This is a genomic window from Acinetobacter sp. YH12086 (assembly GCF_013419345.1).
Lineage (GTDB): Bacteria > Pseudomonadota > Gammaproteobacteria > Pseudomonadales > Moraxellaceae > Acinetobacter > Acinetobacter amyesii.
In genome coordinates, this window is the sequence record NZ_VPAF01000018.1 from 1 (window position 1) to 16,270 (window position 16,270).

At 39.9% G+C, this 16,270-nt stretch carries 20 protein-coding genes; 13 read left to right on the forward strand and 7 right to left on the reverse strand.

Features of this window, described 5'->3' with window-relative positions; genetic code table 11:
• The 10 genes from FTU29_RS17525 to FTU29_RS14920 all read left to right on the forward strand — a co-directional run.
• Positions 1-701, forward strand: a 701-nt coding sequence (locus FTU29_RS17525; RefSeq protein ID WP_257226942.1) for a recombinase RecT, incomplete at its 5' end; no start/stop codon positions are given.
• Positions 682-1,302 carry a lambda exonuclease family protein gene (locus tag FTU29_RS14880; protein WP_180122611.1) on the forward strand — a complete coding sequence of 207 codons (621 nt, stop codon included), beginning with the start codon at positions 682-684 and terminating at the stop codon, positions 1,300-1,302. The genes FTU29_RS17525 and FTU29_RS14880, both read left to right, overlap by 20 nt.
• Entirely contained in the window at positions 1,299-1,583 is a 285-nt protein-coding gene (locus FTU29_RS14885) for a hypothetical protein (protein ID WP_257226943.1), read from the forward strand. Before FTU29_RS14880 ends, FTU29_RS14885 begins: the two co-directional genes overlap by 4 nt.
• Positions 1,583-1,897, forward strand: a complete 315-nt coding sequence (locus tag FTU29_RS14890) for a hypothetical protein (RefSeq protein ID WP_180122612.1) — start codon at positions 1,583-1,585, stop codon at positions 1,895-1,897. The genes FTU29_RS14885 and FTU29_RS14890 overlap by 1 nt, the downstream gene beginning before the upstream one ends.
• Positions 1,890-2,141, forward strand: coding sequence for a hypothetical protein (locus FTU29_RS14895; RefSeq protein WP_180110132.1), 252 nt, complete (start codon positions 1,890-1,892; stop codon positions 2,139-2,141). Before FTU29_RS14890 ends, FTU29_RS14895 begins: the two co-directional genes overlap by 8 nt.
• A complete protein-coding gene (locus FTU29_RS14900) occupies positions 2,134-2,448 on the forward strand; it encodes a hypothetical protein (RefSeq protein WP_180122614.1) in 315 nt (104 codons plus the stop codon). Before FTU29_RS14895 ends, FTU29_RS14900 begins: the two co-directional genes overlap by 8 nt.
• A complete protein-coding gene (locus tag FTU29_RS14905) occupies positions 2,445-2,777 on the forward strand; it encodes a hypothetical protein (RefSeq protein WP_180122616.1) in 333 nt (110 codons plus the stop codon). The genes FTU29_RS14900 and FTU29_RS14905 overlap by 4 nt, the downstream gene beginning before the upstream one ends.
• Positions 2,767-2,952 (forward strand): AlpA family transcriptional regulator, encoded by a 186-nt coding sequence (locus FTU29_RS14910; RefSeq protein ID WP_180122618.1) that lies wholly within the window; start codon positions 2,767-2,769, stop codon positions 2,950-2,952. Before FTU29_RS14905 ends, FTU29_RS14910 begins: the two co-directional genes overlap by 11 nt.
• A 126-nt stretch (positions 2,953-3,078) precedes the next feature.
• Positions 3,079-3,867, forward strand: a complete 789-nt coding sequence (locus FTU29_RS14915) for an rRNA large subunit pseudouridine synthase E (protein ID WP_078194376.1) — start codon at positions 3,079-3,081, stop codon at positions 3,865-3,867.
• Positions 3,868-4,008: 141 nt separating this feature from the next.
• The gene (locus FTU29_RS14920; RefSeq protein WP_078194377.1) at positions 4,009-5,037 is read left to right on the forward strand and encodes an ELM1/GtrOC1 family putative glycosyltransferase; all 1,029 of its coding nucleotides are present in this window, start codon (positions 4,009-4,011) and stop codon (positions 5,035-5,037) included.
• A gap of 65 nt (positions 5,038-5,102) precedes the next feature.
• Here FTU29_RS14920 and FTU29_RS14925 read toward each other — a convergent pair whose 3' ends face one another.
• Positions 5,103-5,852 (reverse strand): hypothetical protein, encoded by a 750-nt coding sequence (locus tag FTU29_RS14925; RefSeq protein ID WP_180122620.1) that lies wholly within the window; start codon positions 5,850-5,852, stop codon positions 5,103-5,105.
• A 61-nt stretch (positions 5,853-5,913) separates the two neighbouring features.
• Positions 5,914-7,617: a M61 family metallopeptidase gene (locus FTU29_RS14930; RefSeq protein ID WP_180122622.1), complete on the reverse strand. Its 1,704-nt coding sequence runs from the start codon at positions 7,615-7,617 to the stop codon at positions 5,914-5,916.
• A gap of 180 nt (positions 7,618-7,797) precedes the next feature.
• Between FTU29_RS14930 and FTU29_RS14935 the strand changes: the two genes are divergently transcribed.
• The 3 genes from FTU29_RS14935 (at position 7,798) to FTU29_RS14945 (ending at position 11,135) form a co-directional block, all read left to right on the forward strand.
• Complete coding sequence (locus FTU29_RS14935; protein ID WP_180085733.1) at positions 7,798-9,111, forward strand: D-alanyl-D-alanine carboxypeptidase PBP6B; 1,314 nt, start codon at positions 7,798-7,800, stop codon at positions 9,109-9,111.
• 103 nt (positions 9,112-9,214) lie between these two features.
• Complete coding sequence (locus FTU29_RS14940; protein ID WP_180122624.1) at positions 9,215-10,516, forward strand: NAD(P)/FAD-dependent oxidoreductase; 1,302 nt, start codon at positions 9,215-9,217, stop codon at positions 10,514-10,516.
• Between the two features lie 136 nt (positions 10,517-10,652).
• Positions 10,653-11,135 carry a peptidylprolyl isomerase gene (locus tag FTU29_RS14945; RefSeq protein ID WP_078194383.1) on the forward strand — a complete coding sequence of 161 codons (483 nt, stop codon included), beginning with the start codon at positions 10,653-10,655 and terminating at the stop codon, positions 11,133-11,135.
• A gap of 156 nt (positions 11,136-11,291) precedes the next feature.
• Here FTU29_RS14945 and FTU29_RS14950 read toward each other — a convergent pair whose 3' ends face one another.
• The 5 genes from FTU29_RS14950 to FTU29_RS14970 all read right to left on the reverse strand — a co-directional run bounded on the left by FTU29_RS14950 (position 11,292) and on the right by FTU29_RS14970 (position 16,138).
• Positions 11,292-12,071, reverse strand: a complete 780-nt coding sequence (locus FTU29_RS14950; RefSeq protein WP_078194384.1) for a M48 family metallopeptidase — start codon at positions 12,069-12,071, stop codon at positions 11,292-11,294.
• Positions 12,072-12,183: 112 nt separating this feature from the next.
• Positions 12,184-12,492, reverse strand: a complete 309-nt coding sequence (locus FTU29_RS14955; protein ID WP_078194385.1) for a hypothetical protein — start codon at positions 12,490-12,492, stop codon at positions 12,184-12,186.
• A gap of 97 nt (positions 12,493-12,589) precedes the next feature.
• The gene (locus tag FTU29_RS14960; protein ID WP_078194387.1) at positions 12,590-13,393 is read right to left on the reverse strand and encodes a M48 family metallopeptidase; all 804 of its coding nucleotides are present in this window, start codon (positions 13,391-13,393) and stop codon (positions 12,590-12,592) included.
• Positions 13,394-13,585: 192 nt separating this feature from the next.
• Positions 13,586-14,905, reverse strand: a complete 1,320-nt coding sequence (locus FTU29_RS14965) for an adenylosuccinate synthase (protein ID WP_180107978.1) — start codon at positions 14,903-14,905, stop codon at positions 13,586-13,588.
• 66 nt (positions 14,906-14,971) lie between these two features.
• Positions 14,972-16,138: an ATP phosphoribosyltransferase regulatory subunit gene (locus FTU29_RS14970; protein WP_180122625.1), complete on the reverse strand. Its 1,167-nt coding sequence runs from the start codon at positions 16,136-16,138 to the stop codon at positions 14,972-14,974.
• Positions 16,139-16,270 lie beyond the last annotated feature (132 nt).

A 16,270-nucleotide genomic window follows, 5' to 3' on the forward strand; every position in this document is an offset into this window, starting at 1 on the left:
ATATCGTACCAATGAGTGTGAAGGACTCTAAAACAGGTCAATCACAATGGCGTGATGTGATTATGCCGTCTATCACTGAGCATCGAATTACCGCAACACGTACCAACCAGTATGCAGGTCAAGATGCTCCAGTATTTGGCCCGATGGTTGATATTAAGTTTGGCAATGTTGTGCACACGGTTCCAGAGTCATGCACCGTGACTGTGTACCGAATCATCCATGGCGACAAGGTTCCGTTTTGCCACACCGAGTATTTTGAAGAAGCATGCGCCACTGTTAAAGATGGTGGCCTGAACTCAATGTGGACGAAGCGCAAGCGCGGTCAATTAGCTAAATGTGCTGAAGCTGGTGCTTTGCGCAAAGCCTTTCCAGAGGAAATTGGAAACGAATACACAGTCGAAGAAATGCAGGGCAAGGAAATTACGGTCGGTGGATCTGAGTTGTTTACTGACACCCAAAAAGCAATTGGGAGTTCCGTGCCTGCTGACTATCAAGAATTTGAGGATGAGTTTTTATCTCATCTTCAAAATGAGGCTCAATACGGATCAAATCGACTTCAGGAGGCTTATATCGCCCTACCCAAAGGCGATTGTAAAAAACACTTTTGGACCACTCATTCAGTAAATCTTAAACAAATAGCTGAACTAGCTGATCAAGCTTTAGCACGCCAAGGAGAAACTTATGACCATTCTCCAGCGTAGTGAAGGTTGGTTTGCGGATCGCTGCGGCAAAGTGACTGCAAGCCGCATTAAAGATATTGGCGCAAAACCAGTTAAAGGTAAGAAATACAACGCCCTAACATTAACAATTCTTTCTGAGCGCATTACTGGTGTTCAGGAGGAAACTCCAACCTCAAAAGCAATGCAATGGGGTATAGATCAGGAAGAAAATGCGATTGCCGCTTATGAAAATGAGACAGGTAATTTTGTTAAAGGCACAGGTTTAATTGATCACCCGGTTATTAAATTAAGTGGTGCTTCACCTGATGGATTAATCAATTTAGATGGTCAAATTGAGGTTAAGTGCCCTGCTACAACAACTCATTTGAACACACTACTCACCAAAGAAGTGCCTGCTGAATACATTCCGCAGATCACTTGGCAATTGGCTTGTACTCGTCGCAAATGGTGTGACTTTATTAGCTTTGACCCTCGCCTTCCTGAGCATTTGCAACTTGTGATTATTCGGGTATTTGCAAAAGATTTGGACATTGCAGGTGTTGAGCAAGCAGTCATTAATTTCAACATTGTTGTTGATAAGGCAATGGCTGAGCTCAACGCAGAATATGAGGTGGCAGCATGATCTTCCGCATCAAAAATAAACATGCCGACGGCTTCAAAATTTGGTTAGAAAAGCTCGGTTATGTGAAGAAAGTCCTTGCAGATGGTAGTTGCACTTTTAGTGGTAAAGGCACCCGTAAGGCTTTGAGCTATGTGTTTGTAAAGAATGATTTAACAGGCAATGCAGCGTGCCAAGCGTTATTTGATGAATATGAAACGCACTTGCGCAGCCCTGCTATATCAGATGAGACGAATGAAAATTTAGCGCGTGTCGTGGCTAATCAAATAATGAAGGTGGCGTGATGGATATTCAGAAAGAAAGAGAAGCGTTTGAAAAACATGCCAGTAAATTTTTTACTGATTCTAAAGAAGCTTTCAAAACTAATGGTGATCAGTATTTGTATGATGAAGTTATCTGGATGTGGGATTGTTGGATAGAAAGAGCCAAAACCCAAGCGGTGCCGGAAGGGTTTGTTTTGGTGCCGAAAGAGCCGACACAGCAAATTTATCGCACATTCTATGATGCGTTTAATTCTGCTAATGCGGGAAATACCGCTCAATGTTTCAAAGTTGCATACAAAGCTATGATTGAAGCACAGGAGCCAGCCAATGACTGAATACAAAATTACAAGTCTAAAGGATCTACTAAACATCCCTGTGGATCGAATTGATGATTGCTTGGATGAGTTAAAAGATGGCCTAAAGTTGATGCATGCTCAAATGGTAGCTTTTGAAATCCCTGTGGCTGACGCTGTATTCGATAGCTTCACCTGGAAAGATGATGGCGCGAAAGATATGACCAGCAATGCACATTTTTCTTGTGGTGGTGTTGTTCAGGTTAAGGTGGATCAAAATGACTAAAATTCAATTAACAAAACCCCAATTCGCCCAGCTCCAAATTGACAACTTAACTTCTAAAGACATGCCCTACTTTGAAAATTGGGATGCGCAGGAAGTGGCGCTGTTTAATGCAATTTTGAATGCAGTCGAATACAACAATGAGTTTACCTTCAATATGCGCAGCTGGTCACGTCAGCGTGTTGTAAATGGCACAGGTGGCATGATCGAAGTAAATGAAATGAATGCGGATGAGCTATACCACTTGTTTAGCTGTTATTTGAGTGGGTTGCCTAGAAATGTGATGGAAAGTTTGAAGGAGGTGTCATGAATCTAATTGAGCAGTTGGGTGGGTATGAGGCGGCTAAGGCATTTCTTAATGCCACTTCTTACACAATGGATGAGTTAATCATGATGCAGAGATCTGGAGTTCGACCTCAGCATGTAGAAAAAGCCCTCCTCGAATACCGCCGCCAGCACAATATTTTTGAGGTTGGAGATAAGGTGGTTGTTAAGGCTCACCCGTTTTGGCCTGAAGATTATGTGATTCACACCGTGGAGCAAGAGCATATTGGCAAGTGGTATATGTCAGCATGGCGACACGCTGAACCGGAAGAATTGGAAGCAGGTAAAAGATTGGAGGTGAATGATGGAAATTGATCGTCGAGTCAGAGCAAAGGAATTTATGGATCTTATGTCGATTGGTCGAGAAAAGTTTTACTCGCTTATAAATTCAGGAGACATTCAACAACCAATCCGAGTTACTGATAGAGATGTTTTCTGGTATGCATCATATGTAAAAAATAAGGTCGAAGAATATAAACCGCAAACCTGATACAATAGCCCACATATTCGTGGGCTTTGTTTTTTTATTATTGGGCCTAACTCTCTTAAAGCGGGTACTTAAACGGGTAACTCTCAAATCCTATTTTATTTACTCTTTATATTTTAGATATTTAGTATGAAAATTGTCATCTTAAACAAGCCATATGACGTGCTCTCCCAATTCCGTAAAGACGAAGCGCATATGACCATATCTGACTTCGTGGACGATCCTAGTCTACGTATTGCAGGTCGTTTAGATATGGACTCCGAAGGTTTGGTATTTTTAACCGATCATGGTGGTTTAAATCAGTACATCACCAATCCTGAAAATAAAAAGTTCAAAACCTACTTAGTGCAAGTCGATGGCGACATCACAGAAGAAGCGCTTGAACAATTACGTAAAGGCGTTGAGCTAAAAGATGGTATGACTTTGCCAGCCAAAGCCATTAAAGTGCAACAGCCAGAATGGTTATGGGATCGTGATCCTCCTGTACGTTTCCGTGCAAACATTCCAACCTCTTGGGTTGAAATCCAAATTTGCGAAGGCCGTAACCGTCAAGTTCGTCGTATGACTTCAGCAGTAGGTTTCCCGACTTTACGTTTAATTCGTACACGTATTGGTGCCATCGATTTAGTTCAATTGGGTTTAGAACCAGGTGAAACCAAAGAAATTGAGCCTTTACTGTACCCTGACTTTCAAAATGTACCTGCAGAAGAACCTTACCGTTCGCGCTCTTATGTGAAAAAACCAGGCGGTACAGGTGGTAAGCCAATGGTTCGTAAGAATAAAGATGGCTCAGTGAAAAAGTCAGGTACAAAACGTATCTGGCAAATGGATGAGAGCGAAAAACCCAAACGCCGTACCAATGGCACAACTCGTCCGAATACTAAAGCCCCTCGTGGCCGCGGTCGTAACGGACGTTGATAAAAAGCTTCAAAAATGGCCTACAATCTACGTAGGCCTTTACATTTTTTTATAAACCTAACAATTATTTAAGATTATTTTCATATTTCGACACTATAATAAGTTATAACAATATAAACGTTGATTATTTGAACTTCAAAAATGAGCAGCACATCTACACACAATAGAAGCAAAGTATTAATTATTCATGACAACCGAATTGGACATTTAAATCCTGCTCTCGCTGTGAGTGAAATGATTGAGAAGCGCTTTTATCTACAATCTGAGCAGTTTGCAATTCCTACTTTACCTAAGCGTACAGTGAGCGTTTTTAAGAAACTGTCTAATTTCCCGAATTTGTTTCGCACGCTCGGGCGTTTATACTTTAAATTCTTACCAAGAAATTTAGAGCATACCGACGTTATCGTCTGTTCAGGTATGCCTAATTTAATTTATGCCGCTTATTTATCTCAACGTTTCAATATCCCACTTATTTATGCAGGCGGTACACGTAAATTTAATTGGCGACTTATTGATTGGACTATTACGACGATTCCAGAAGATCATTCTGGTAGACAAATCATTATTCCTACAGGTGCTGTACCTTCTAAAATTACTCGCTTAGCGCATATTCCGTCGAATCATGAAGCATGCCTGTTAATTGGTGGACCGACAAAAGAGTACCCTTTTACCCATCAAGACTTTGAAGAGATGATTCAGCAATTTGTTCAATTCGCAGATCACCATCAAATTCAGGCGTCAGTCGTATGTTCTCGTAGAACACCTGCGTTATCGGAACATGTGATTCAAATGTTAAAAGATAAAAATATTGAGCTTGTGAATACTTGTTCTAAAACTTCTATTTGCGATGTGTTAAAGCGAAGTGAATATATTTTTGTTACTGAAGATAGTGCAACGATGTTATCCGAATCAATCCAAACCGGTCGCATTGTTATTTCAGTTTGTCGTGAATATTCTGAAAAAGATGAAATTATTCAAAATTATTTAGATCTCGAATTAATACAACGTAAAACTATTGGGCAGATTACTGAAGCTGCATATATCAAGCCAAAATTAAATGCTCAACATATTGAACAAATCGTGACTCAACAACTTGCAGAAGATTTGAGGGCAAAATCTCAAGAACTGAGTTTTTATAAATGTCATGCAAAAAAAGCAGTTATCTATTAATTAAAAATTTTATTCGATAGAAATTAAAAGCTCACAGATGTGGGCTTTTTTACTATTTACTTTAACTAATCATCTAAATACATGTTTACATGAAAAAAAGGGGAATTTACATTTCTTGGATACAATTGCATGAATAAATCTCTTTGAATTTTCACCCCATTTTTACACTCATAAGAAAGATTGAAGAATTCATCTAATATTTTGTTTAAATTCAATTGATCAACCAATTTTGTTGATAGATATAATTTAATTTTATAGGTTTCTGATCTTTTCAAAACATCTATTTGCTCCAAACACTCTAGACTATTTTTTTCAATAATTTTAAAGTGATAGGCTTCTTCACCTAAGTTTTCTAAATTAAAATATATGGTAATAAATACAACATTATTGTAAATATACTCACCCGAGCTATTATCAGCAGATAGATCATTGCCAAAAACAGCTCTTGCGTGAAAATCTGAAATAAAAATTTTTGGAGATAACTGTTTTCGCTGTTCCAACTGTTGTTCTTTTTGTGTTTGAACCAACTGTTTTTGCTGCTCAAGTCCATTTTTCATTTCTTCAATTTGCAACTGTAGCGCTTTTTCTTGCTGTTCCAATACTTTAGTATTTTGATCTAATTGTTTACCTTGCTGGAGATACCCGAGTATTAACCAAAGAAAAGCAACTGGAGCAAATATACCTGCAAGGAAATCCCCTAGTGAATTCAGCTCTCTATTGGTAAATACAAAATTGTTTTGAACGCAAAACAGTCCTATAACTAAAAACCAAACTACAGTTATCGAAATTCCAATTATTAAATTTTTACTATTCATTTTCTAATAAAAAACCCATACCTAAGTATGGGTTTTACATGAAAATTAAATACTTATCAAATTAAGCCTTCAACCACTTCTCCGCTTTAGCCTGATCTTCCACTTTAAGTTCAACTTCAGTTAATTCTGAACCTGCCGCTTTCACTTCAAAGCTCATCAGTTCATCGCGGCGAAATGCTAGTACGGTATAAGTACCGTCTTGCTTGGCATATTTTTCTGCCAATTTAACCGTCGCTTTTAAACCATCAATTGCAATAATCACATCATTTGCAGACAAGCCAGCTTTTGCCGCTGTACCATCACGACGAGCAGACTGAACCAACACACCTTCAGGCTTATCGACCAGCTTTAAACCAAATGGCAATGATTTGTCATTTTTAAGCGTGTAGCTTAGGCCAAACTCAGGGAATAATTGGTCTAACGGCAATTCATCCGTAGTATTAATCAAATGATTGATTTGTTCTAACCAATCATCACCCGTCAATTCATTGCATAAATTGAAAATAGTCCGTTCATTCACTTGAATGCCGTTTTGTGCGTTTTCATATAGCTTACGCATTAAGGCATCAAGACTTGAACCACGTAGGCGTAAGCCAAGGTCTAAACACAGCGCCACGAGGCAGCCTTTATTATAGTAACTGGTACCTGCATTATTTGAGTTTTCATCCTGACGGTAGAATTTCACCCACGCATCAAAGCTTGACTCAGCAACAGTTTGAATTTCACGACCTGGATTTTGTAAATAGCGATCAATTTGTGCTTTCAATAGCTTGATATATGAATCCTGATTAATCACGCCGCTGCGCAATAAAATCAAATCATCATAATACGATGTAAAACCTTCAAATATCCAAAGCAAAGAAGTGTAGCCTTCTTTGTTCAAATCATAATTCACAAAGTTTTCTGGACGGATAAATTTTACTAACCATGAATGGAAATATTCATGGCTGCATAAACCTAAGAAGCGTTGATAATCTGCCGAAGGCTCTACAGGTTCATTGGCTTTTGGTAAATCATCACGCGGGCTAATTAAACTCGTACTGTTTGGATGTTCCAAACCACCATAGCTATTCGCCGTTGCCATGGTCATAAAGGTATAGTCTTTAAATGGTGCTGAACCAAACATGGAAATTTCTGTCGAACAAATTTTTTCGATGTCTTGCTGCATACGCTGCGCGTTCATAGCATGTTTGCCCGACACCACAAATTCGTGTGGAATGCCGTTGGCTTCAAAACTAAAACGGGTTTGTTCCGCCAGTTCAAACGGTGCATCAATCAACTGAGCATAGTTATCTGCATATAAGGTATAACGACCTTTCACTAAACTTTTTGACTTTAATCCTGTCGCAAGTTGGAAATGCTTTAACTCGGGTGGCAAGAAAACTTCAACCTCAATGGCTGTATGTTCTTGGTCAACTAAACCTAAACATGCGCAAGCTGGATTGACGTATAAACGGCTTTGATCAACATAAGCACCACGGACCGACAAATCGAAGGCATATACATCATATTCAACCGTGATCAACTCATGATCTGTATTGAATAAGCGCCATTTATTTTTTTCAAATTTCTCAATTTGTAACAAACGCCCATCTTCATCATAAGCTCGAACAGCTTCGATATGCTTCGAAAATTCTCGGATTAAGTAACTTCCGGGAATCCAAGTTGGCAAAGAAAGCACCTGTGTTGGATTTGCCAAGAAACGTGCAGTGACATGGACTAGATGCTGACGATAATCGTCAAATTCGATTTGATAATGCAACATAATGGGCGATATAAAATTAGTAAAAGATAACTTATCAATTAGATTAACATTTTTTACAACTGAATGCGGAACTGTCGCAATTGTCTACAATTATGACTAGTCAGCAGAAAAAAAAAGGCATAGCATGCCTAAAAATTTTTTCGTTTTACCACCAACGGAATGGTTGGTTAAGGAACCTCATTGAAACACGTGATCTACCTCATCGCGCTGCTTAGTTTTCTATGCTCCACGATAGCAAATGCTGCCCTTTTAAATATTGTCCCTGAAACCGTGGAAGCTGAAGCTTGGACCATTTTAGACCCTCAATCGGGTCAGGTGATTGCAGAACATAATAGCCATGTTCAGCGTGCTCCTGCTTCACTTACCAAAATGATGGTGGCTTATATTGCTTTAAAGGAAATTAAAGCAGGTCATTTAAAGAAAAATGAAATCCTAACCGCAACCCCAGTTGTACAAGTGGTTCAATGGGATGAATCACAAATGTATCTCAAAGCAGGCGAACAAATTTCAGTTGATCAGCTTTTGGCAGGTCTTGTGGTCATGTCTGCCAATGATGCCGCTGTGACTTTAGCTGAACGCATTTCTGGTGATATTCCAAAATTTATTGAACGCATGAACAAAGAAGCTAAAGCTTTGGGCATGAATGATACCAATTTTCAAAATCCAGCCGGTATTACCATGCCAGAACATTATTCATCGGCAGCTGACCTTGCACGTTTAGGGCAAGCACTGGTGACTGAAACACCTGACTATTTGTATTATTCAAAACAACAAAGTTTTAGTTATAATCACCGTTTCCACCATGCAACTAATATTTTACTCAAACAAGATCCTACCGTTGATGGCTTAAAAACAGGTTTTACTAAAGCTGCAGGTTATAATTTAGCTTTAACAGCCAACCGTTTGATCGCGAATCCTGACGCGCCAGAACGTCGTTTGATTGTTGTGGTATTAGGGGCAAAAAGTGGATTAAAACGTGCAGAAATAGCACACAACCTCATGAACTTGGCTTATACCTATACACGTAATGAAGTTGCAATCAAAGATAAGCAATTAATTGCAGAATTACCTGTGGTTAAATCAACCTTGAAAATGTTTAAGGTGGAAACTCAACAACCTAAACTAATTACAACTTCACTTTATGATCAAGCTTATGCCATCGATTTAAAAGCTTTTGACCCTACACAGCAACGTATTCTTTTAAATACTGGCAATGGTCAAATTCAAGCCATTGAACCACTTCATGAAACACAGACTAAACTGAGTGTTGAAGTAAATGAAAAAGAACTCACTGCGCCATTGGCTGAAGTGATGAAATTAGCCACCGTTACGGTTTATCAAAATAATCAGCTGATCAATACCTTTGATATCGAAGATGACGTGCAAATTGAAGAAGCCAATATTTTTGAGCGTTTCATGATGTGGATTAAAGGTCTTTTTAGCATCTTTAATACGGATGCAGCAGAAGTTAAAACCTACCCTTTAGGTCAATGATGTGATTATGTAACTTGTAAGACAATTCGTTATTCGTGCAAAAAAGAAGATGGCATACTCGTGCCATCTTCTTTTTTTCAACAATAATAAAATAGGTAATTCAATGAATAACGCTGATGACTCCAAGTTACACCATATTGTCATTGTCGGTGGTGGTGCCGGTGGTTTAGAACTGGTCACCCAACTCGGTGATTTACTCGGTAAAAAAAAGAAAGCGCGCATTACCCTTGTAGATATGAAACTCACGCATGTATGGAAACCCCTCTTGCATGAAATTGCCGCAGGGACGATGTCGGTTAGCGAAGAAGAAATTAACTACTATGCGCATGCTGCGAAGCATCATTATGAATTTGTCTTGGCTAAGTTTGAAGATGTCAATCCTGCTGAAAAAACTATTCAGCTTAGCAAAGTCCAACAAGGTAAATATGAATCTACTCAAGAACAACTGCAACTGAGTTATGACACCCTTGTTCTTGCTTTAGGCTCAGTTTCCAACGATTTCAACACGCCAGGCGTGTATGAACATTGCCACTATTTAGACAGTCTGCAACAAGCTGAAATCTTCCAACAAGATCTCTTACAGTTGTATTTGGATGCACAAAATAGTAATACAGCACGTGAGTTGAAAATTGCCATTATTGGTGCAGGTGCAACGGGGGTTGAACTTTCAGCAGAATTGGTTGAAGCCAAAAATAATTTTTATAAATATGGTTTAAATAAAATTCATCCTCAAAGCGTACAGATCAATTTGATTGAAGGTGCTGATCGGATTCTGCCTGCACTCCCTGAAAAAATGGCCGAGCATGCTCAGCAGCAATTACAACGCATGAAAATTGAGGTCTTAACCTCTAAACGTGTGGAAAAAGTCGATGCTGAACATGTTTATTTTAATGATGGCAGTAAAATTAAAGCTGAACTGAAGGTTTGGGCAGCAGGCATTAAAACACCAGAAGTAATTTCGAAGCTTGAAGGCTTTGAAAAAGACCGTATGGGGCGTTTGAGTGTATATGCAACACTACAAACTAAGGCACACCCAGATATTTTCGCGTTTGGTGATTGTGCACATTGCCAACCGCGTGCAGATGAGCCTGTCCTCGGCCCACGCGCTCAAGTTGCTAGCCAACAAGCGTCATTTCTCGTGGATTGCTTAAAGGCGCGTATCCGTGGTCAGCAACTCCCGATGTTCGTATTTTCAGACAAAGGTTCCTTAGTCTCATTAAGTAAACATAAAGCAGTAGGTGAACTTTTAGGTCAGGTCAATGTTCAAGGCTTTGTTGCCAAATCAATGTACGTTTCACTTTATCGTATGCATCAAGCCACACTTTACGGCTACGCACATGCAGGACTATTAACGGCTAAAGATTTTGTTACACGAAAAATTGCGCCTAAAATTAAATTGCATTGAAATTTACAGATTTGCCCCGATTAATGAAAAAATCATCATAAACATTTAAAAATTACATTTTTTTGATAAATTTAGTCTACAAAAGTGCAATTTCACTTTATGATGTAACCCTTAAAAAATTGAATGGATCAATAACATGACTGCTATTGCAAATAACTCTGTGGTTTCTTTCCACTACACATTGACTAATGCAGAGGGTGAAACTCTCGACCAATCTCAAGGTGAGCCACTAGCATATTTGCACGGCGCTGGTAACATCATTCCAGGTCTTGAAAAAGCTCTTTTAGGCAAAACAGTTGGTGAAAAATTCACTGTAACTGTACCTGCTGCCGAAGGTTATGGCGAATACAACCCTGATCTCGTTCAAGAAGTTCCTGCTCAAATGTTCCAAGGCGTGGACAACATCCAACCAGGTATGCAATTCCAAGCTCAAACTGATGATGGCGTTCAAATCGTGACAGTTAAAGCTGTTGAAGGCGACAACGTTGTTGTTGATGCAAACTTTCCACTTGCTGGTCAAGATTTAACTTTCGAAGTTGAAATCGTTGAAATCCGTGAGGCTTCTGCTGAAGAACTTGAACACGGTCACGTACACGGTGCAGGCGGTCACCACCACTAAGATCTTCTGATCTCTAATGCAAAAAGGCAAAGTTTTTACTTTGCCTTTTTTATTGCGCCTGATATAGGTATGCCATATAAGAACTTTTCAAACTATTAAATACAAAAAAGCAGGCCACGGCCTGCTTTTTTAAAACGGATAATTAATTCTTATGAATTAACGACGTTGATTATAAATCTGCTGCGCTGCGGGTAGATTTTTACGCATCGCTTCAATACGTTGTGAGTTTGATGGATGCGTTGATAAGAATGATGAACCTCCCGCACCTTCAAGCTTATTCATTTTTTCCCAAAGCGTAATCGCCGCTTGTGGGTTATAACCTGCACGTGCCATTAACATTAAGCCACCTTGGTCTGCACGGCTTTCCAAAGAACGTGAATAAGGCAGACCTATACCAATTTGACTACCCAACTGCGCGGCCGCAGTACCCAATTGACCGACATTATTACCTGCCGCACTTAAACCAATATTCAATGCAAGATCAGTTAAGGCTTGCGCTCCCAATTTACTTTTTGCATGCTCTTCAAGAGCATGGACCATTTCATGTCCCATAACTGCTGCAATTTCTGCATCGGTTAAATTCAGTTTATTGACGATACCTGTATAAAATACAACTTTACCGCCTGGAGCGACAAAGGCATTGACTTGATCAGATTTCATGACCGCCAATTGCCATTGGAACGCTTGACCCGTTTGGTTCATTTGGTCTGCATAAGGACGCAGTTTTTGGAATACAGTATTAATGCGCTTATATGTACTCGAAGAGGTATCGAGCTGATTTTTAGAACGCGCATCTGTCACCATTTTGTTATAACTTTGTGTTGCTTGCGCGTTCAATGTAGCAGTATCCGCTCCTGCCATATCTGCCACTGTCGCACAGCCTGAAATCGTCATTACACCGGCCATACACAGGCTCGTTAGAATAATTTTTTTCATTAAGGATACTCCAGACCATTAAAATATAAGTGAATTTATGGATATTATATTCTTATGGTTCGGAGCTTAAAACGAAGTTATAGCGACTTATAATAGTAATTATGTAATTTTTTTAAGCTGAAAATTGAAGAACCAACCAATAGATTAAACAAACCACATTCAAGCCTAAATACACATGCATTAATGGCTTGATTTTTTCTTCTAACTGCACATTTTTTCGCTTAAAAAATAGGACAGCATTTTGTATCAAAACTATAGGTACAAGAATACATGCAATAATCACCGACAAACCAATTAGAGCTTGATAAATCAATTGAGGGTCTTGAGTTTGGGCACGAATAATCATCATGGCAATGGTAGGTGCTCCCCCCATCGCAAATAATAAAGAATAAAAAATGGTGGTCGAAATATTCTTTTGCATCCTGCACTTCTCTTCCTAATTCAAATTGCATTTTAGCAACTCAACACAATGTGTATAGCGTACTAAAATGCAACTTTAGTCTTGAAAACAGCCGATATTAACGACGCACACTCGAAGGTGTCGCATTTTTATAATATTGCTGTGCTTCTGGCATCATTTTTTGCATAGCAGCAATACGGTCATTATTGCTTGGGTGTGTAGACATAAATTTGCTCAGTGCATCATTGCCACTGTTGTCATTTGCATTCATTTTTTTCCACAACGAGATCGCTGCTTCTGGGTTGTATCCAGCTTTTGCCATCATCACTAGGCCACCTTTATCCGCGCGGCTTTCCAAATTACGTGAATACGGTAAGCCCACACCGAACTGACTACCCAAATCAAGCAAGGTTGCACCATAGCCGCCTGCAGCATTGCCTACATATTGTGAACCGATACTCACCGCAAGATTGGTCAGTGCTGAAGCGCCAATTTTATTTTTTGCATGTTCTTCTAAGGCATGCACCATTTCGTGGCCCATGATTGCTGCGACTTCATCATCCGTCAGTTTGAGGGTTTCGACGATTCCTGTATAGAAAACAACTTTCCCGCCGGGTGCAACATAGGCATTGATTTCTTTAGACTTGATCACGGCAACTTTCCAATCAAAAGCCTGACCCGTTTGATTCATCTGATCTGCAAATGGTTTCATTTTCCAGAAAACACGGTTTACTTTTTGATAAGTCGCAGACTTGGTATCGAGCACTTGTTTGGTCTGAGCGTCTTTCAGCATTGCGTTATAAGACTGTGTTGCCTGTAAGTTCAAAGATGCAGAATCAGCACCTGCAAGATCAGCAATCGTGGTACAACCTGATAAAGAAGCTGCTACGGCAAAGCATGCCAAAGATTTTTTATAATTCATCATGATCTCTAGTTATTTATAAAGAGTGTCAAATATATACAAAAAATTGACTGACTCAATATTTTTATGCTTATTTTTTCAAAATCTTTATTTTTCCATCATTTAAATTTAATCAACTTTTTTGAAGTTGTATTCTTCGTTATATAAAAAAGCCCCGCTTTCGCGAGGCTTTTACATCTTAATTCAACAACATTATGCGTCGAATGGATGACGTAATACGATTGTTTCATCTCGGTCTGGACCAGTTGAAATGATGTCGATTGGACATTCAATCAATTGCTCTAAACGTTTCACGTAGTTAATTGCATTTTGTGGCAATTGATCTAGTGATTTCGCACCGAAAGTAGACTCAGACCAACCTGGCATAGTTTCATAGATTGGTTTTAAAGTTTCAAATGCAAGCGCATCAGAAGAACCTACACAACCAGAATCAGCTGCTTCGTAACCTACACAGATTTTCACTTCTTCTAAACCATCTAGAACGTCTAGTTTAGTTAAGCAAATACCAGAAAGTGAGTTTACTTCTACTGAGCGACGTAGAATTTCAGCATCGAACCAACCACAACGACGTTGACGGCCAGTAGACGCACCAAACTCAGAACCGACAGTACCCAAGTGTTTACCGATCGCATCGCCAACATCGTTAGCAGCATCATAAACAAGTTCAGTTGGGAACGGACCAGCACCTACACGAGTTGTGTAAGCTTTAGTGATACCCAATACATAGTCAAGGTGCAATGGCCCAAGACCTGAACCAGAGCTTACGCCACCAGCAGTTGTGTTTGAAGAAGTAACATACGGGTATGTACCGTGATCAACGTCAAGAAGTGAACCTTGCGCGCCTTCAAACATGATTTTCTTACCTGCTTTACGGTAAGCATGAAGTTCGCCAGTCACGTCCATCACCATAGGTTCGATGACTTTACGCCATTCGTCACATAGAGCGATTACATCTTCAACTTTAATGGCTTCAACACCGAAGAATTGAGTCAATTGGAAGTTATGGTATTCAAGAAGCTCTTCTAGTTGAGCTTTAAGATGAGCACCACCACGAACCAAGTCAGCAACACGGATTGCACGACGAGCCACTTTGTCTTCGTATGCAGGACCGATACCACGACCTGTTGTACCAATTTTCGCATTGCCACGTTTTTTCTCACGTGCTTGGTCAAGGGCGATATGGTGTGGAAGGATCAACGGACAGTTTGGAGAAATACGTAGACGTTCACGTACAGGCACGCCTTCTTTTTCTAAAACTTCCATTTCGTGGATTAAAGCTTCAGGTGATAAAACAACACCATTACCAATTAAGCACAATACGTTGTCACGTAAAATACCAGATGGAATGAGGTGTAAAACAGTTTTCTTACCACCAACCACAAGTGTATGACCTGCGTTGTGTCCGCCTTGATAGCGAACTACCGCAGCCGCTTGATCTGTGAGCAGGTCGACGATCTTACCTTTACCTTCGTCGCCCCATTGGGTACCAAGTACCACAACATTCTTGCCCATAATAGCCTCATTGCATCATGCTGTTAAAATTGGAAAAAACGTGTGTGCCCGCAGGCACGTTCGCGATTAAATTTGTTTGATTGTCCACTCGCCATTTGCATTCACCAACTGGTGCGTTGCATAAGGTGCTGAGCTTAAATCATCATTACCTAACAATTGAACAACACTGAATCCTTCGGTACGTGCTACCTCAATTGCCTTTAATAAATCTGCTTCGATGCCTTTTGGTGCAACCAAAACTTGGCTTTTCTGAACTTGACCAGCAGTTAATGCATATAAGTCACAAGAGAAACCTGTTGCTGGACGCGCACGGCCGAAGTGTTCACCAATACCGTCATAACGGCCACCTTGAGCCAATGGTGCAGCGCGGTTTGGTACATATACGGCATACATTAAACCAGTGTGATAGTGATATGAACGAAGTTCAACCACATCAATACCAATGTGTAAGTCTGGCCAACGTGCTTGGATTGCCGCTTGAGTCGATTTCACTGCATCAAAAGCCAGTTTAAATGCTTCATTTGCCAATACATCAGCCGTTAAATTGGCTTGCAATGCATCTAAGTCACTTGCAAAACGACCTAAAGTATAGAAGTCAGCACCATTTGGAATGCTTTGTGTGAATTCAGCAAGTTCAGGTAAAGCTTTACGTTGATACAAGTCAGATAACTGACGTTCAACCGCTTTGCTCAAGCCAGCTTGTTTCACCATGCTGCGGAATAAACCGACATGCCCTAAATCAAGATGGATACCATCTGCATGACCTGCTTTAGCAAGCAAGTTGATCATGACATCAATCAATTCAACGTCAGCATCAATGCTGTCTGAACCAAATAATTCTGCACCTAACTGTAAAGGTGCACGTGTGGTATTAAAACCCTGTGGCTTAGTATGTAGTACTGTACCAGCGTAGCAATAACGAGCTACACCTTCGACAGGATGTACATGCGCATCAATACGAGCCACTTGTGGTGTCATATCGGCACGCACACCAAGCAAACGACCTGAAAGTTGATCGATCACTTTAAAAGTGGCTAAGTCTAAATCTTGATTCGATTCTGAAAGAGAAGATAGAGATTCGATGTATTCAATGAATGGCGTGTACACCAACTGATAACCTCGAGATGCAAGGAAATCTAATGCTTCACGACGCAAAGATTCAATCACTTGCGCCTGTTCTGGCAGTACATCAGCTACACCATCAGGTAATAACCATGTCTCTGAAATGGGCATGTTGTAAACCTAAATTCTTGTCAGCGCGGAACAAATCCGCATAAAAAAATCGGGAGCACACCCGATTTCTCCTAGTTTAGCACGATAGTTTTACGCTTGCACACGACTTTTTCATAAAAGATGCTTCAGCAT

Excerpts from the sequence above, each read along its gene's own strand:
- FTU29_RS14880 (WP_180122611.1), top strand. The coding sequence starts at position 682 with ATGACCATTCTCCAGCGTAGTGAAGGTTGGTTTGCGGATCGCTGCGGC.
- FTU29_RS14970 (WP_180122625.1), bottom strand. The coding sequence starts at position 16,138 with ATGCCCATTTCAGAGACATGGTTATTACCTGATGGTGTAGCTGATGTA.
- FTU29_RS14910 (WP_180122618.1), top strand. The coding sequence starts at position 2,767 with ATGGAAATTGATCGTCGAGTCAGAGCAAAGGAATTTATGGATCTTATG.
- FTU29_RS14965 (WP_180107978.1), bottom strand. The coding sequence starts at position 14,905 with ATGGGCAAGAATGTTGTGGTACTTGGTACCCAATGGGGCGACGAAGGT.
- FTU29_RS14900 (WP_180122614.1), top strand. The coding sequence starts at position 2,134 with ATGACTAAAATTCAATTAACAAAACCCCAATTCGCCCAGCTCCAAATT.
- FTU29_RS14925 (WP_180122620.1), bottom strand. The coding sequence starts at position 5,852 with ATGAATAGTAAAAATTTAATAATTGGAATTTCGATAACTGTAGTTTGG.
- FTU29_RS14945 (WP_078194383.1), top strand. The coding sequence starts at position 10,653 with ATGACTGCTATTGCAAATAACTCTGTGGTTTCTTTCCACTACACATTG.
- FTU29_RS14950 (WP_078194384.1), bottom strand. The coding sequence starts at position 12,071 with ATGAAAAAAATTATTCTAACGAGCCTGTGTATGGCCGGTGTAATGACG.
- FTU29_RS14955 (WP_078194385.1), bottom strand. The coding sequence starts at position 12,492 with ATGCAAAAGAATATTTCGACCACCATTTTTTATTCTTTATTATTTGCG.
- FTU29_RS14895 (WP_180110132.1), top strand. The coding sequence starts at position 1,890 with ATGACTGAATACAAAATTACAAGTCTAAAGGATCTACTAAACATCCCT.
- FTU29_RS14960 (WP_078194387.1), bottom strand. The coding sequence starts at position 13,393 with ATGAATTATAAAAAATCTTTGGCATGCTTTGCCGTAGCAGCTTCTTTA.
- FTU29_RS14885 (WP_257226943.1), top strand. The coding sequence starts at position 1,299 with ATGATCTTCCGCATCAAAAATAAACATGCCGACGGCTTCAAAATTTGG.
- FTU29_RS14915 (WP_078194376.1), top strand. The coding sequence starts at position 3,079 with ATGAAAATTGTCATCTTAAACAAGCCATATGACGTGCTCTCCCAATTC.
- FTU29_RS14890 (WP_180122612.1), top strand. The coding sequence starts at position 1,583 with ATGGATATTCAGAAAGAAAGAGAAGCGTTTGAAAAACATGCCAGTAAA.
- FTU29_RS14930 (WP_180122622.1), bottom strand. The coding sequence starts at position 7,617 with ATGTTGCATTATCAAATCGAATTTGACGATTATCGTCAGCATCTAGTC.
- FTU29_RS14920 (WP_078194377.1), top strand. The coding sequence starts at position 4,009 with ATGAGCAGCACATCTACACACAATAGAAGCAAAGTATTAATTATTCAT.
- FTU29_RS14905 (WP_180122616.1), top strand. The coding sequence starts at position 2,445 with ATGAATCTAATTGAGCAGTTGGGTGGGTATGAGGCGGCTAAGGCATTT.
- FTU29_RS14940 (WP_180122624.1), top strand. The coding sequence starts at position 9,215 with ATGAATAACGCTGATGACTCCAAGTTACACCATATTGTCATTGTCGGT.